Here is a 14919-nt window from a genome sequence, read left to right on the forward strand (position 1 = left end):
GCGTTATGCAACAGCAAAAGCCGCAAAAACCGCTGGAAGGCGCGCAGCTGGTCATTATGACCATCGCGCTGTCGCTGGCGACATTCATGCAGGTGCTGGACTCCACCATCGCAAACGTGGCGATCCCGACCATCGCCGGTAACCTTGGCTCGTCGCTGAGCCAGGGGACCTGGGTCATTACCTCGTTTGGGGTGGCAAACGCCATCTCCATTCCGATCACCGGCTGGCTGGCAAAGCGCGTCGGTGAGGTGAAGCTGTTCCTCTGGTCCACAGTGGCGTTTGTTCTGGCCTCGTGGGCGTGCGGCATGTCCAGCAGCCTGACGATGCTGATTTTCTTCCGCGTCATTCAGGGGATTGTCGCGGGGCCGCTGATCCCGCTCTCCCAGAGTTTGCTGCTGAGTAACTACCCTCCCGCAAAACGTTCCGTCGCGCTGGCACTCTGGTCGATGACCGTTATCGTCGCGCCTATCTGCGGACCGATTCTGGGCGGGTATATCAGCGATAACTACCACTGGGGCTGGATCTTCTTCATCAACGTACCGATTGGCGCCGTCGTGGTATTGATGACGCTGCAGTCGCTGCGGGGACGAGAGACGCGCACCGAACAGCGCCGTATCGACAGCATCGGGCTAGCGCTGCTGATCCTGGGTATCGGCAGTCTGCAGATCATGCTCGACCGCGGTAAAGAGCTCGACTGGTTCAACTCGCAGGAGATCATCATCCTGACCATTGTCGCGGTGGTGTCGATCAGCTTCCTGATCGTCTGGGAGCTGACGGACGACAACCCGATCGTCGATCTCTCGCTCTTTAAGTCGCGAAACTTCACCATCGGCTGCCTGTGTATCAGCCTCGCCTATATGCTCTACTTCGGCGCGATTGTTCTGCTGCCGCAGCTGTTGCAGGAGGTGTATGGCTATACCGCCACCTGGGCGGGTCTGGCGTCGGCACCTGTCGGGGTGATCCCGGTCCTGCTGTCGCCGATTATTGGCCGCTTCGCCCATAAGCTCGACATGCGTCGGCTGGTGACGTTCAGCTTCATCATGTACGCGGTGTGCTTCTACTGGCGTGCGTATACCTTTGAGCCGGGAATGGACTTTGGCGCCTCGGCGTGGCCGCAGTTCATTCAGGGCTTTGCGGTGGCGTGCTTCTTTATGCCGCTGACCACCATCACGCTCTCTGGCCTGCCGCCCGAGCGTCTGGCGGCCGCGTCGAGCCTGTCGAACTTCACCCGTACGCTGGCGGGCTCTATCGGGACGTCGATCACCACCACCCTGTGGACGAACCGCGAATCAATGCACCACGCGCAGCTGACCGAAGCGGTGAACCCGTTCAACCCTAACGCACAGCAGATGTACAGCCAGCTGCAGGGAATGGGGATGACGGAGCAGCAGGCGTCCGGCTGGATTGCCCAGCAGATCACCAACCAGGGGCTGATTATCTCGGCCAACGAGATTTTCTGGATATCGGCAGGGATCTTTATCGTCCTGCTGGGGCTGGTGTGGTTTGCCAGACCGCCGTTTGGTGCCGGTGGCGGCGGTGGCGGCGCGCACTAGTCTTGTGCGCGGGTTGCTCGTTCTGTGCGACGGTTGCCCGGTGGCGCTACGCTTACCGGGCCTACGAACGTAGGCCGGATAAGGCGTAGCCGCCATCCGGCAAAAAACCGCACTGTGTCCAGAACGCGACAGCCATTGTCAGTGCCGATAAAGCAGCGCGCCTGAAATCGATTCACGATAGTGAAAAGACAACAGGAGCGCATCATGCTGAACACACCCGCCGACAAGTACCAACCCTTTCCCACCCTTTCCCTGCCCGACCGTCGCTGGCCGGAACAACGCATCACCCGCGCGCCGCGCTGGCTCTCGACCGACCTGCGCGACGGAAACCAGGCTCTGGCCGAACCGATGGACAGCACGCGCAAGCTGCAGTTCTGGGACCTGCTGTTAAGCTGCGGGTTTAAAGAGATTGAAGTTGCCTTTCCTTCCGCCTCGCAGACGGATTTCAATTTCGTTCGCCAGCTGATTGAAGAGAACCGCATCCCGGATGACGTGACGATTCAGGTGCTCACTCAGGCACGGGAAGATCTCATCCATCGCACTTTTGAATCCCTGCGCGGCGCGAAGCAGGCTACCGTGCATCTGTATAACGCCACCGCTCCGCTGTTCCGCCGCCTGGTATTCGGCATGGAGAAAGCGCAGATCGTTGAGCTGGCCACCCGCGCCACGCGGCTTATCCGCCAGCTTTGTGAAGAGAACCCTGAAACGCGCTGGCAGTACGAATACTCTCCGGAAACCTTCTGCTTTACCGAGCCGGAATTTGCGCTGGAGATTTGTGAAGCCGTGGCGGAGATCTGGCAGCCTTGCGACGAACGCCCGATGGTGATCAACTTACCCGCCACCGTCGAAGTGAGCACGCCGAACGTCTATGCCGACCAGATCGAGTACTTCTGTCGCCACTTCAGCCGCCGCCGCGATGTCTGCATCAGCGTGCATCCGCATAACGACCGCGGTACCGGCGTCGCCTGCGCGGAGCTGGCCGTAATGGCGGGGGCTGACCGCGTGGAGGGCTGTCTGTTCGGTAACGGCGAGCGCACGGGCAACGTCTGCCTGGTGACGCTGGCGATGAACCTCTACAGCCAGGGTATCAGCCCGACTCTGGACTTTAGCGATATGAACCGGGTGGTGGAAGTGGTGGAAACCTGCAATCAGCTGCCGGTGCACCCGCGCCATCCGTGGGCAGGACGGCTGGCCTATACCGCCTTCTCCGGCTCGCACCAGGACGCAATCAAAAAAGGCTTTGATGCCCGCAGGCCTGGCGATCGCTGGGAGATGCCTTACCTGCCCGTCGATCCGCAGGACATCGGCTGCACCTACGAAGCGGTGATCCGCGTGAACAGCCAGTCAGGGAAAAGCGGCAGCGCGTGGCTGATCGAACAGAATCATGGTCTGAAACTGCCCCGCGCCCTGCAGCAGGATTTCAGCCAGCACGTGCAGCAGGAAACCGACCGTCACGGAAAAGAGATGACGCAGAACGCGCTGTGGCAGCTGTTTCGCACCCGCTACGGCCTGGTGGCCACGCCGCAGTATGCGCTGCAATCCTACCGCAGCGACAGCCAGCAGGACGGCCAGCTGCGTTTGACGGCCAGCGTCGCCACACAGGGGGGTACGCGCCAGCTGGAAGGTCACGGCAACGGTCTGCTCTCCGCCGCCGCTCACGGCCTGAGCCGCTGGGTCAACGCCCCGTTCGTGATTAAGGATTATCACGAGCATACGTTAGGCGAACGCAGCGACAGCCGCTCGGTGGCCTACATCCGCTGCCTGTTCCAGGACGGCAGCAGCCGCTGGGGCGTGGGCATTGATAGCGACGTGGCGCGCGCGTCGCTTCAGGCGCTCTTTAACGCCGTCAGTCGTTCTTAAAGTAATCGCTGGGGGAGACGCCCATCACCCGACGGAACATTGCCGTAAAGGCGCTGTGGCTGCCGTACCCCAGATCCAGCGCCACGCGTAATACCGGCTGGCCCTGCGCCAGCCGCACTAAGGCTTCCAGCAGACGCGCCCTTCTCAACCACTCGCCGTAGCTTAAACCCGTCTGCTGATGAAAATGGCGGTTCAGGGTGCGCTCGCTCATGTTCATCAGGCTCGCAGCCTGCGCGCTGCTCCAGCTTTCCCCCGTGTTTTGCCGGATTTGCAGACACAGGCGACGTAGCGCCTCACTTTCCGGCTCCGGCAGGTGAAACGGCAGCACCGGCATAGTGCGGATTTCATCGAGAATGAGCTCATAGACGCGCTCATCCCGGCTTCCGGGTGAGTACGATTCAGGTAAAGCAAGGCAGACGAGGATCAGCTCGCGCAGCAGCGGCGCGATCTGGACGATCTGGCAGGTGGCGGGAAGATCGGCCCGCGCCAGCGGATCGATAAACAGCGTTCGCGCCGCCACGTTGCCGGTAATGCGAAGGGAATGCCGCGTGCCCGCAGGCAGCCAGACGCCGCGACCGGGAGGCACAACCCAACAGCCTGATGCGGTATCCACCCGTACCACGCCGCTCAGGGTGTGCAGCAGCTGCGCGCAGTCGTGCTTGTGCCAGGGTTCGCTGTCACCATGAACGTAATCATGGGCAAACGGAACGAGAGGACGGTGGATAAAGGAGAAGGTTAAGGTTGTGGTCAAAGGAGGCACCAACACAATGTAGGCCCGGTAAGCGAAGCGCCACCGGGCATCCACAGGCACAATACTAGATGTGCAGTTCCTGCAGTTTTTCTTTCGGCAGGGCCAGCTCTTCGTTGCTGTTCACGCGAACGTCGCGTTCGATGATGTGGCGCGCGATCTCCTGCGCTTCTTCCAGAGAGTGCATCTGGTAGGTGCCGCACTGGTAAACGTTCAGCTCAGGGATCTGGTTCTGCTCTTTCACCTTCAGCACGTCTTCCATGGCCGCTTTCCAGGCATCTGCAACACGTTTCTCTTCAGGCTGACCAATCAGGCTCATGTAGAAACCGGTACGGCAGCCCATCGGAGAGATATCGATGATCTCAACGCCGTTGCCGTTCAGGTGGTCACGCATGAAGCCAGCGAACAGGTGTTCCAGCGTATGAATGCCTTTCTCCGGCATCACTTCTTTGTTTGGCACGCAGAAACGCAGATCGAAGACGGTGATCGTGTCGCCGTGCGGGGTGTGCATGGTCTTCGCCACGCGGACTGCAGGTGCTTCCATACGGGTATGGTCGACAGTAAAGCTATCTAATAACGGCATACGTCACCTCCGATAGTGATTTTTTTTAAAATAAACTGAACTCTTCTACAGAATGCGCGTCTGAGTATATGAAAGACGCGCATTTGTTATCATCATCCCTGAATTCAGAGATGTATATTTTGGCCACAGCGATGTGGCCTTTTTCTTTTCTGCTTAAGCCTGCTTCGCCAGAAACGCCTCAAACGACTCGGTATCCGCCGCTTCAACCTCTTTCTGACGCACAACGGACGCTTCGCGTTCCGCGACAAAATCTGATTCGCTCAGGATTTCTAACGGCTCCTGGATCAGCATTTCACGGTACTCCGCCGAGAGTGAGCGCCCCGTACCACCAATGCCCTGATCAATCATAGAACGCAGAATGCGCGCTGAGAACGTCAGTTCCGGGTTATCAAAGCACGCCACCAGCTGGTCGCAAATCTGTTGATACGCGTCGCCGCCGTCGATGCTGTCCATCGTCCGGGCAACACGCTTCAGGTCACGGAACAGATCTTTGCCGACTTTCGTCAGCGGGAACTGTGCCGTTTCGCAGCCGATACCCAGCGTCAGGCCCGGTTTACGCCCTTCCAGAATCACGCGGTTCCAGTTTGTACGGGTGCAGAGCAATTCGTCTGAACTCATTTCCGGCGCATCCGCCAGCACGCACCAGACCATAAACAGATCCAGGAAGCGAATCTGCTGCTCGTCAACGCCAATCGGTGAGAACGGGTTGATATCCAGCGAGCGCACTTCAATGTATTCGATCCCGCCGCGCTGCAGCGCATCCGACGGGGTTTCGCCGCTGCGGGTTACGCGCTTAGGACGAATTGGCGCATACAGCTCGTTTTCAATCTGCAGGACATTGCTGTTGATCTGCAGACGCTTACCGTCTTTTTCGAGGCCGATTTTTTCGTACTCTTCCGACGGGGTTTTGATCGCCCGCTTCAATCCTGCCACATATTCGTGCAATTCGTTAAACGTAATACCGAGATTGCTTTGCGATTTATTGGTATAGCCGAGATCGCTCAGACGCAGAGAGGTGGCGTACGGGAGATAGTACATTCCGCAGTCGGTCTTCTCGAACGGCAGCGTGGTCGGTTTCCCCTGCAGGAACGAAGAACAGATCGCCGGGGAGGCACCAAACAGATACGGGATCACCCAGCCGAAACGGTAATAGTTGCGGATCAGGCGGAAGTAGCCTGCTGAGATGGCGTCTTTATCCGTTTCACCGCATTTCGCCTGCCAGAACGCCATTGGCAGCGAGAAGTTGTAGTGCACGCCAGAGATGGTCTGCATCAACGCGCCGTAGCGGTTCTTCAGCCCCTCACGGTAGAGCGTTTTCAGCCTGCCGATATTTGACGTGCCGTACTGTGCCAGCTCAATCTCCTGGCCCTGCTCGATATAGCACGGCATGCTGAGCGGCCACATACGCTCATCGCCGAGATTGCGAGCGGTATAGCGATGGATATCGCGCATAATCGTCAGCATATGATCAATATCACCCTCTACTGGGGTGATGAACTCCAGCAGCGCTTCAGCGAAATCGGTTGTGATCCATTTATGTGTCAGCGCCGAGCCTAACGCCTTCGGGTGACCCGTTGTCGCTAAACTGCCGTCCGCGTTAACGCGCAGCGTTTCACGCTCGAGACCACGCTGAATACCCTTCAATGCCTGAGGGTGGTTTTCCAGCCAGGCCAGCGCCTGAGATACGTCCGGGATCAAATTGACCTCCCGCCTGTCAAAGTAATGTTACTCAGCATAATTGTAATGGTTGACGATTGAAGGTCGCGTATTCATTCCACCAATTAGTGCCACCACGTCATACCCTGTAGTGTTGCCCACGCCACGAGAACATAGCGCAACGCCTTGCCAAGGCACAAAAAAAAGAGCACCGGTCCCCAGGAGATGCGCATCCATCCCGCCAGCAGACACAGTAAATCGCCTATTACAGGCATCCAGCTTAATAACAGCGTGGCAGCGCCATAGCGTTTTAGCCAGCCGACTGCCTTTTCCTGCCAGCGCGATTTTTCGCGCAGCGGAAAGAAACGCCCAAGAATAACGTTAGTCAGCCCTCCAAGGCTATTACCCATTGTTGCTATTACTACAAGCAGCCAGGGCTGACTCACGCCGGACAACAGCATCGCCACCAGCACCACTTCCGAATTGCCCGGTAACAGCGTGGCGCTGAGAAAACTGCTGGCGAATAATGAGGCAAGTGACAGCGCGTCACTCACAGTAAGCGTACATCCACCGCATCCATTCCGGCATCACGCGCGGCCTGGATCCCGAAATCGGCATCTTCAAACACGACGCACTTTGCCGCCGGGACGCCCATTAATTCTGCGCAAAGCAGGAAGGTGTCCGGTGCGGGCTTGTGACGTTTAACATGATCGGCGGCGACCACGGCAGAAAAATAGTGGCGCAGGCCAAGATGATTGAGCAAGGCTTCTGCAATCGCGCTTTCGCTGCCCGTCCCCACCGACATCGGGCGACGCCCGTGCCACTCTTTTACCACATCAATCAGTGGTAACGGACGTACCGTATCTAAAAGCATGGCTTTTACCGCATCGGTTTTTTCGCGCGCGAGCAGGTGCGGGTCGAGATCGGCCTGATTCAGTTCAATCACGGCCTGTGCAATACGCCAGGTGGGGGAGCCGTTGAGGGCGATCATCGCCTGAAGGTCGAAACGCATACCGTAGCGGCCCAGGACGTCGGTCCAGGCTTGACGATGCGTGGGTTCGGTATCCAGAAGGGTACCATCCATATCGAAGATCAAACCGTCATACTGTGCGTACATCGTGCTCTCGCTAACCGATTAACAAAGCATTACTTTATCGTAAATGGTGGTTTTTGTCGCTGACAGAGAGAGTGATTGCTGACGGAACGTCGAAGGAATAAACAAAGAAGAAGAAGATGGTGCATCCGGGAGGATTCGAACCTCCGACCGCTCGGTTCGTAGCCGAGTACTCTATCCAGCTGAGCTACGGATGCATCAGGGTACTGCTTTCAGAAATAGTAAATGGTGCATCCGGGAGGATTCGAACCTCCGACCGCTCGGTTCGTAGCCGAGTACTCTATCCAGCTGAGCTACGGATGCATCGGGAAATGCTTTTAGAAACAGTAATGGTGCATCCGGGAGGATTCGAACCTCCGACCGCTCGGTTCGTAGCCGAGTACTCTATCCAGCTGAGCTACGGATGCATCGGGATTTACTACTGTACTGCTCGATATTCATATCACTTCTAAAGCAATATGAAGTAATAGATGGTGCATCCGGGAGGATTCGAACCTCCGACCGCTCGGTTCGTAGCCGAGTACTCTATCCAGCTGAGCTACGGATGCAAAATGGCGGTGAGGCGGGGATTCGAACCCCGGATGCAGCTTTTGACCGCATACTCCCTTAGCAGGGGAGCGCCTTCAGCCTCTCGGCCACCTCACCACACAACGCCTCTTTCGAGTGCTTCGAGTAACTCGTTAAGAGCTTCTCGTCGCTGCGTGGCGCATATATTACTTTCTGGGACTTATAAGTCAAACAATTTTCCAAAAGCTTTTATCGTTTGCACAAATCACACGCAATTCGCATGTAAAAGCCGCAAAGAGGGTGTTTTATAAGCGGATTTTGCAGGCATCTTCACAGAAAACTGATGCGGAAAGAACAGTGTTGGGACGAGATAAGGGTAGCGGAGTGGTCAAAAAGAGAGCGATTGAAATTAAACGGTAACTTTGAGCAGGAAAAATAGCGGGAGGGTTGCGTCTCGCCCGACAGCGAGACGCGACAATATCAGTAACTGGACTGCTGGGATTTTTCAGCCTGGATACGCTGGTAGATCTCTTCACGGTGGACAGATACTTCTTTAGGAGCGTTAACACCAATACGTACCTGGTTACCCTTTACCCCTAAAACTGTCACGGTGACCTCATCCCCAATCATGAGGGTCTCACCAACTCGACGAGTCAGAATCAGCATTCTTTGCTCCTTGAAAGATTAAAAGAGTCGGGTCTCTTGTATCCCGGCATTATCCATCATATAACGCCAAAAAGTAAGCGATGACAAACACGTAAAGTGTAAGCAGTCACGGCATCACATTCTGTTAAACGTAAGTTTAGCCGATATACACAAACTCAACCTGACTTTATCGTTATCGATAGCACAGTGAACAAGACGCCATAACGTTACCGCTATGGCGTCTGCTTGTGCTTTGTAGTTATTACAGTTTCGCGCTTACCCAGCTTTCAACGCTGGCTAATGCCGCAGGAAGTGCCGCCGCATCCGTACCACCGGCTTGCGCCATGTCCGGACGACCGCCACCCTTGCCGCCCACCTGCTGAGCGACCATACCAATCAGTTCCCCTGCTTTTACGCGGTCAGTCACATCCTTAGAGACGCCCGCAATCAGAGAAACCTTACCTTCTGCCACTGTCGCCAGCACGATAACGGTAGAACCAAGCTGGTTCTTGAGATCGTCGACCATAGTACGCAGCATCTTAGGCTCAACGCCCGCCAGATCGCTGACCAGCAGTTTGACGCCCTTAATGTCTACAGCCTTGCTGGAGAGGTTTGCACTCTCCTGCGCCGCAGCCTGCTCTTTCAACTGCTGCAGCTCTTTTTCCAGCTGACGCGTGCGTTCCAGCGCAACGCGCACTTTCTCGCCCAGGTTCTGGCTATCGCCTTTCAGCAGCTGCGCGATGTCGTGCAGCTGATCGCTCTGCGCATGCAGGCTGGCAATCGCGCCTTCACCGGTCACCGCTTCAATACGACGCACGCCCGCCGCCGTTCCCGACTCGGAAACGATGCGGAACAGGCCGATGTCACCGGTGCGCGAGGCGTGTGTACCGCCGCACAGTTCGGTAGAGAAGTCGCCCATGCTCAGCACGCGAACACGTTCGTCGTATTTCTCGCCAAACAGCGCCATCGCACCTTTTTTCTTCGCGTCCTCGAGATCCATGATGTGGGTCTCGATTGGCAGGTTACGACGGATCTGCGCGTTCACCAGATCTTCCACCGCGCGGATTTCAGACGGCTTCATCGCTTCAAAATGCGAGAAGTCGAAGCGCAGCACTTTGTCGTTAACCAGAGAACCTTTCTGTGCAACGTGGGTACCGAGCACGTCGCGCAGGGCAGCGTGCATCAGGTGGGTTGCCGAGTGGTTCAGACGAATGCGCGCGCGGCGAGCTTCATCAACGTTAGCCTGGACGCCCTCGCCCACTTTCAGAGAACCGGAAACCAGTTTGCCCTGGTGGCCAATTGCCTGACCGTATTTCTGGGTATCGGTCACGCTGAAGCTGAAACCATTGCCCTTCAGTTCGCCTTTATCGCCAACCTGGCCGCCGGATTCGGCGTAGAACGGCGTTTTGTCCAGAATGACTACGGCTTCCTGACCTGCGCTGATGCTGTCCACGGCTTTGCCGTCAACAAACAGGGCGGTCACTTTGCCGGTCAGTTCCAGCGCCTCATAGCCTTTGAATTCAGACGCGCTATCAACGCGAATCATCGCGTTGTAGTCTGCACCGAAGCCGCTGGACTCGCGCGCACGACGGCGCTGCTCTTCCATCGCGGCTTCGAAGCCCGCTTCGTCAACTTTGATGTTACGCTCGCGGCAAACGTCCGCCGTCAGGTCAACCGGGAAGCCGTAGGTGTCGTACAGGCGGAAAGCGGTTTCGCCGTCCAGGGTGTCGCCCTTGAGTTTCGCCAGCTCTTCGTCCAGCAGCGCCAGACCGCGCTCCAGCGTACGGGCAAACTGCTCTTCTTCGGTTTTCAGAACCTGCTCAACCTGCGCCTGCTGGCGTTTCAGCTCGTCACCCGCTGACCCCATCACGCCAATCAGTGGCCCAACGAGTTTATAGAAGAAGGTGTCCTTCGCGCCCAGCATGTTGCCGTGACGGATAGCACGACGAATGATACGACGCAGCACGTAGCCACGGTTTTCATTCGATGGGATAACGCCGTCGGCAATCAGGAACGCGCAGGAACGAATGTGGTCTGCGATAACGCGCAGCGATTTGTTGTTCAGGTCGGTCGCGCCGGTGACTTCCGCAACGGCTTTGATCAGAGTGCTGAACAGGTCAATCTCATAGTTGGAGTTAACGTGCTGCAATACCGCGGCAATACGCTCCAGACCCATACCGGTATCAACGGACGGCTTCGGCAGCGGCTCCATGGTACCGTCGGCCTGACGGTTGAACTGCATGAAGACGATGTTCCAGATCTCAATGTAGCGATCGCCGTCTTCTTCCGGGCTGCCTGGAGGGCCACCCCAGATGTGGTCGCCGTGATCGTAGAAGATCTCGGTGCACGGACCGCAAGGACCGGTATCACCCATCTGCCAGAAGTTGTCAGACGCGTATGGCGCGCCTTTGTTATCACCGATGCGAATAATACGCTCGCGCGGGATACCGACCTCTTTTTCCCAGATTTCGTAGGCTTCGTCATCGGTTTCATAGACGGTAACCCACAGACGCTCTTTCGGCAGGTTGAACCAGTTTTCACCGGTCAGCAGTTCCCACGCATACTGGATGGCATCGTGTTTGAAGTAGTCGCCGAAGCTGAAGTTACCCAGCATTTCGAAGAAGGTGTGGTGACGCGCGGTGTAACCGACGTTTTCCAGGTCGTTGTGTTTACCGCCCGCACGCACGCAACGCTGTGAGGTTGTGGCGCGGGAATAATTACGCTTGTCGAGACCAAGGAACACATCCTTGAACTGGTTCATCCCGGCGTTGGTAAACAGCAGAGTCGGATCGTTGTTCGGTACCAGGGAGCTGCTGGCAACAACCTGGTGTCCCTTACTATGGAAAAAATCGAGAAACGCCTGACGGATCTCAGCGGTGCTCTTGCTCATAATTATCCTGAAATCAAGCTAACGAAATGTCGTAGCCAGCCTGTTTCGATAAACCGTTGGACAGACCAGCTACTGGAAAAAGTGGGAATAAGATAAGTTTTCTTTAGTGGGAAGTAAAATCCCGCATGCGTTCAATCGGCAAAATTACGCCAGATATCCTGAATATCTTCCATCAGGAAGCCGCGGTAGAGCAAAAAGCGCTGGATTTTGACTTTTTCTGAAAATTCACGCGGCAGCGGTTCGCCGTACTTACGAATGGCCTGCTCTTTTGCCAGCTCGCACCAGGCAATGTCGCACTCGCGCATCGCTTTTTCGATGGACTCCCGGGCCACCCCTTTCTGGTTCAGCTCCTGCCGGATGCGCGCAGGGCCGTACCCCTTGCGGCCGCGGCTGGCGAGAAAGCGGGAAGCAAAGCGGTCATCGTCCAGGTAATGATGCTCATAACACCAGGCCACCACGCGGTCGTAGTCTTCCGCCGTGGCATCAATCTCTTCCGGCCCGTTTTTACTCATCACCGGAGCCGACAGCTTCCGCCGCAGCTCCTGCTCACTGTGGTCACGCACGGCCAGAATGCGCACCGCACGATCCAGCAAGCGCGCGTAGGCGGGTCGGCGTGATGTCGGTTCACTCATAAAAAACCTGTAGAATCAGAAATGCAAAAAGGGCCGCATCAGCAGCCCTTCATCTTTACACGAGAGACTTAAAAGTCTTCGTTGGTTTCTTCAGCATCCGCAGCATCGACTACGAAATCAGGTTTGGAGTCCTGGTTGTTCAGCAGAAGCTCGCGCACCTTCTTCTCAATCTCTTTCGCCGCAGCCGGGTTCTCTTTCAGCCAGGAGATAGCATTCGCTTTACCCTGACCAATCTTGTCACCGTTGTAGCTGTACCAGGCGCCCGCTTTTTCAATCAGCTTCTCTTTCACGCCCAGGTCAACCAGTTCACCGTAGAAGTTGATCCCTTCACCGTAGAGGATCTGGAACTCAGCCTGTTTGAACGGTGCAGCGATTTTGTTCTTCACAACCTTCACGCGGGTTTCGCTACCGACGACGTTTTCACCCTCTTTTACCGCACCGATACGGCGGATATCCAGACGGACAGATGCGTAGAATTTCAGGGCGTTACCACCGGTTGTGGTTTCCGGGTTACCGAACATCACACCAATTTTCATACGGATCTGGTTGATGAAGATCAGCAGCGTGTTGGACTGCTTCAGGTTACCGGCCAGCTTACGCATCGCCTGGCTCATCATACGTGCCGCGAGGCCCATGTGAGAGTCGCCGATTTCACCTTCGATTTCCGCTTTTGGCGTCAGTGCGGCAACGGAGTCAACAACGATAACGTCAACCGCACCGGAGCGCGCCAGCGCGTCACAAATTTCCAGCGCCTGCTCACCGGTGTCCGGCTGAGAACACAGCAGGTTGTCGATGTCCACGCCCAGCTTACGCGCATAAACAGGATCCAGCGCGTGCTCGGCATCGATGAACGCACAGGTTTTACCTTCGCGCTGTGCCGCAGCAATCACCTGCAGCGTCAGGGTAGTTTTACCGGAGGATTCTGGCCCGTAGATCTCTACGATACGGCCCATTGGCAGGCCGCCCGCGCCCAGCGCGATATCCAGAGAAAGCGAACCGGTGGAGATCGTTTCCACATCCATGGTACGGTCTTCACCCAGGCGCATGATGGAGCCTTTACCGAATTGCTTTTCGATCTGGCCCAGTGCTGCCGCCAACGCTTTCTGTTTGTTTTCGTCGATAGCCATTATTACTCCTGTCATGCCGGGAGAAGCGACTGTGCTTCACCGTGGATTTCTGTTCTGTTGGTGCAATTATACTGTATGGTCATACAGTATCAAGTGTTTTGTAGAAATTGTTGCCAGAGCGTTTTTAACGCATATTCCGTTGCCTGACGGCGCACGCTTTCGCGATCGCCGCTGAAGCACTCCCGGCGGGTGATCCCTTCCCCTTTAGACGTGGCAAACCCAAACCAGACGGTGCCAACAGGCTTCACGTCGCTGCCGCCGTCCGGCCCCGCGATGCCGCTAATGGAAATCGCGTAATCTGCCCGCGCCGCCTTGAGCGCGCCAATGGCCATTTCAATGACCACCGGTTCGCTGACCGCGCCATGCTGTTCCAGCGTAGCTTCACGCACGCCAATCATTTGTGCCTTAGCTTCGTTACTGTAGGTCACAAAACCGCGTTCAAACCAGGCGGAACTGCCGGCAATATCGGTAATCACTTTCGCCACCCAGCCGCCGGTGCAGGATTCCGCGGTGGTCATTGTCGCCCCACGCTGCTTAAGCGCCAGGCCAACGATCTCGCTAAGCTGCATCAATTCATGGTCAGTCATTCTCGCTCCAGGCATCAGAAAAACGTGCTGCACAAGATAGCACTTTCTCGTCAGATGTGGGGATGCGCTTCAGGTTTTACGAGGGGGCTTCAGAAAAAAGCCGGTGCAAACGCACCGGCTGTGGAAGAGGTTATTTCATGCTGTCGGCGAGGGTATTCACATTGTGGCGGAACGCCTTGACGTAGGTGTCTGCCACGCCGCCTTTTGCCGACAAGGCCTCCGGGTAAAGTTCTCCCCCTGGCTGCGCGCCCGTCGCCGAGGCAATCTGCTTCACCAGACGCGGATCGAGCTGGTTTTCCATAAACCAGGTTTTTACGCCGTCGGCTTTGATCTGATTGATGATCTCAGCAACCTGCGCCGCGCTGGCCTCGCTCTCTGAAGAGAGTCCTTGAGGTGCCATGAAGGTTACGCCATAAGCGCGGCTGAAATAGCCGAAGGCGTCATGGCTGGTCAGCACCTTGCGCTTCGCCTGCGGGATCTGGCTAAAGCGCGTTTTGGCCCAGCTGTCCAGCAGGTTGAGCTGCGTGATATAGGGTTTACCGGAGGCTTCCAGCGCGGCTTTGTCCTGCGGATCGGCTTTCACCAGCCCGTTAAGAATATTTTGTGCATATAACGCCCCGTTCGCCGCGCTGTTCCACGCGTGCGGATCGGTCACGGTCTTTCCATCTTCCTCAAGCGTGTGCGTTTTCACGCCTGTTGAGGCGATGACCAGTTGCCCTTTGAACCCGGAGGCTTTCACCAGGCGGTCAAGCCAGCCCTCCAGCCCCAGACCGTTCACCACCACCACATCGGCCTTGCTCAGCGCCGCGCTGTCCTTCGGCGACGGTTCGAAGGTATGCGGATCGCCGTCCGGCCCCACCAGCGTCGTCACCTTCACATGATCGCCGCCCACCTCCTGGGTGATGTCCCCCAGTATCGAGAAGCTGGTGACCACATTCAGCGTTTTCGCCATCACGGCCTGCGACATCATCCCCAGCGCGAGCGCCACTGCCACTACTAGTCCTGTACGTTTCATCG

Annotated in this window: 13 protein-coding genes and 5 tRNA genes; 2 read left to right on the top strand and 16 right to left on the bottom strand. The window is 56.7% G+C overall.

Annotation, left to right across the window (positions count from 1 at the left end):
* The first annotated feature begins 5 nt into the window (after positions 1 to 5).
* Together emrB and leuA are read left to right on the top strand one after the other, a co-directional pair.
* Positions 6 to 1553, top strand: coding sequence for a multidrug efflux MFS transporter permease subunit EmrB (gene emrB, locus AA74_RS0110780; protein ID WP_008502580.1), 1548 nt, complete (start codon positions 6 to 8; stop codon positions 1551 to 1553).
* Positions 1554 to 1757: 204 nt separating this feature from the next.
* Entirely contained in the window at positions 1758 to 3413 is a 1656-nt protein-coding gene (leuA, locus tag AA74_RS0110785; protein WP_025912370.1) for a 2-isopropylmalate synthase, read from the top strand.
* On the opposite strand, the gene AA74_RS0110790 is transcribed toward leuA, so the two are convergent.
* The 16 genes from AA74_RS0110790 to AA74_RS0110865 form a co-directional block, all read right to left on the bottom strand.
* Positions 3400 to 4164: a helix-turn-helix domain-containing protein gene (locus AA74_RS0110790; protein ID WP_025912371.1), complete on the bottom strand. Its 765-nt coding sequence runs from the start codon at positions 4162 to 4164 to the stop codon at positions 3400 to 3402. The genes leuA and AA74_RS0110790 overlap by 14 nt on opposite strands.
* Before the next feature lie 64 nt (positions 4165 to 4228).
* Positions 4229 to 4744, bottom strand: coding sequence for an S-ribosylhomocysteine lyase (gene luxS / locus AA74_RS0110795; protein ID WP_008499539.1), 516 nt, complete (start codon positions 4742 to 4744; stop codon positions 4229 to 4231).
* Positions 4745 to 4897: 153 nt separating this feature from the next.
* On the bottom strand, positions 4898 to 6442 hold the full coding sequence (gshA, locus tag AA74_RS0110800; RefSeq protein WP_008499540.1) for a glutamate--cysteine ligase: 1545 nt from the start codon (positions 6440 to 6442) through the stop codon (positions 4898 to 4900).
* An 83-nt stretch (positions 6443 to 6525) separates the two neighbouring features.
* On the bottom strand, positions 6526 to 6954 hold the full coding sequence (locus AA74_RS0110805; protein WP_021241956.1) for a YqaA family protein: 429 nt from the start codon (positions 6952 to 6954) through the stop codon (positions 6526 to 6528).
* Positions 6951 to 7517: a fructose-1-phosphate/6-phosphogluconate phosphatase gene (gene yqaB / locus AA74_RS0110810; protein WP_008499542.1), complete on the bottom strand. Its 567-nt coding sequence runs from the start codon at positions 7515 to 7517 to the stop codon at positions 6951 to 6953. The genes AA74_RS0110805 and yqaB overlap by 4 nt, the downstream gene beginning before the upstream one ends.
* Positions 7518 to 7634: 117 nt before the next feature.
* Positions 7635 to 7711 (bottom strand) — tRNA-Arg (locus AA74_RS0110815).
* 29 nt (positions 7712 to 7740) lie between these two features.
* Positions 7741 to 7817 (bottom strand) — tRNA-Arg (locus AA74_RS0110820).
* A 27-nt stretch (positions 7818 to 7844) separates the two neighbouring features.
* Positions 7845 to 7921: transfer RNA gene (locus tag AA74_RS0110825), tRNA-Arg, on the bottom strand.
* Positions 7922 to 7985: 64 nt separating this feature from the next.
* Positions 7986 to 8062, bottom strand: a tRNA-Arg gene (locus AA74_RS0110830).
* A gap of 4 nt (positions 8063 to 8066) precedes the next feature.
* Positions 8067 to 8159: transfer RNA gene (locus tag AA74_RS0110835), tRNA-Ser, on the bottom strand.
* Between the two features lie 342 nt (positions 8160 to 8501).
* Complete coding sequence (gene csrA, locus AA74_RS0110840) at positions 8502 to 8687, bottom strand: carbon storage regulator CsrA (RefSeq protein ID WP_000906486.1); 186 nt, start codon at positions 8685 to 8687, stop codon at positions 8502 to 8504.
* Between the two features lie 241 nt (positions 8688 to 8928).
* Complete coding sequence (gene alaS / locus AA74_RS0110845; RefSeq protein WP_025912372.1) at positions 8929 to 11556, bottom strand: alanine--tRNA ligase; 2628 nt, start codon at positions 11554 to 11556, stop codon at positions 8929 to 8931.
* Between the two features lie 131 nt (positions 11557 to 11687).
* Positions 11688 to 12188 (bottom strand): recombination regulator RecX, encoded by a 501-nt coding sequence (gene recX / locus AA74_RS0110850; protein WP_025912373.1) that lies wholly within the window; start codon positions 12186 to 12188, stop codon positions 11688 to 11690.
* A 68-nt stretch (positions 12189 to 12256) separates the two neighbouring features.
* Positions 12257 to 13315 (bottom strand): recombinase RecA, encoded by a 1059-nt coding sequence (recA, locus tag AA74_RS0110855; protein ID WP_008499546.1) that lies wholly within the window; start codon positions 13313 to 13315, stop codon positions 12257 to 12259.
* 89 nt (positions 13316 to 13404) lie between these two features.
* A complete protein-coding gene (gene pncC / locus AA74_RS0110860) occupies positions 13405 to 13902 on the bottom strand; it encodes a nicotinamide-nucleotide amidase (RefSeq protein WP_008499547.1) in 498 nt (165 codons plus the stop codon).
* A gap of 130 nt (positions 13903 to 14032) precedes the next feature.
* The gene (locus AA74_RS0110865) at positions 14033 to 14917 is read right to left on the bottom strand and encodes a metal ABC transporter substrate-binding protein (RefSeq protein WP_025912374.1); all 885 of its coding nucleotides are present in this window, start codon (positions 14915 to 14917) and stop codon (positions 14033 to 14035) included.
* Positions 14918 to 14919: the final 2 nt, after the last annotated feature.

This window comes from Enterobacter sp. 5-4, assembly GCF_000612205.1.
GTDB classification, from domain to species: Bacteria; Pseudomonadota; Gammaproteobacteria; order Enterobacterales; family Enterobacteriaceae; genus Enterobacter; species Enterobacter roggenkampii.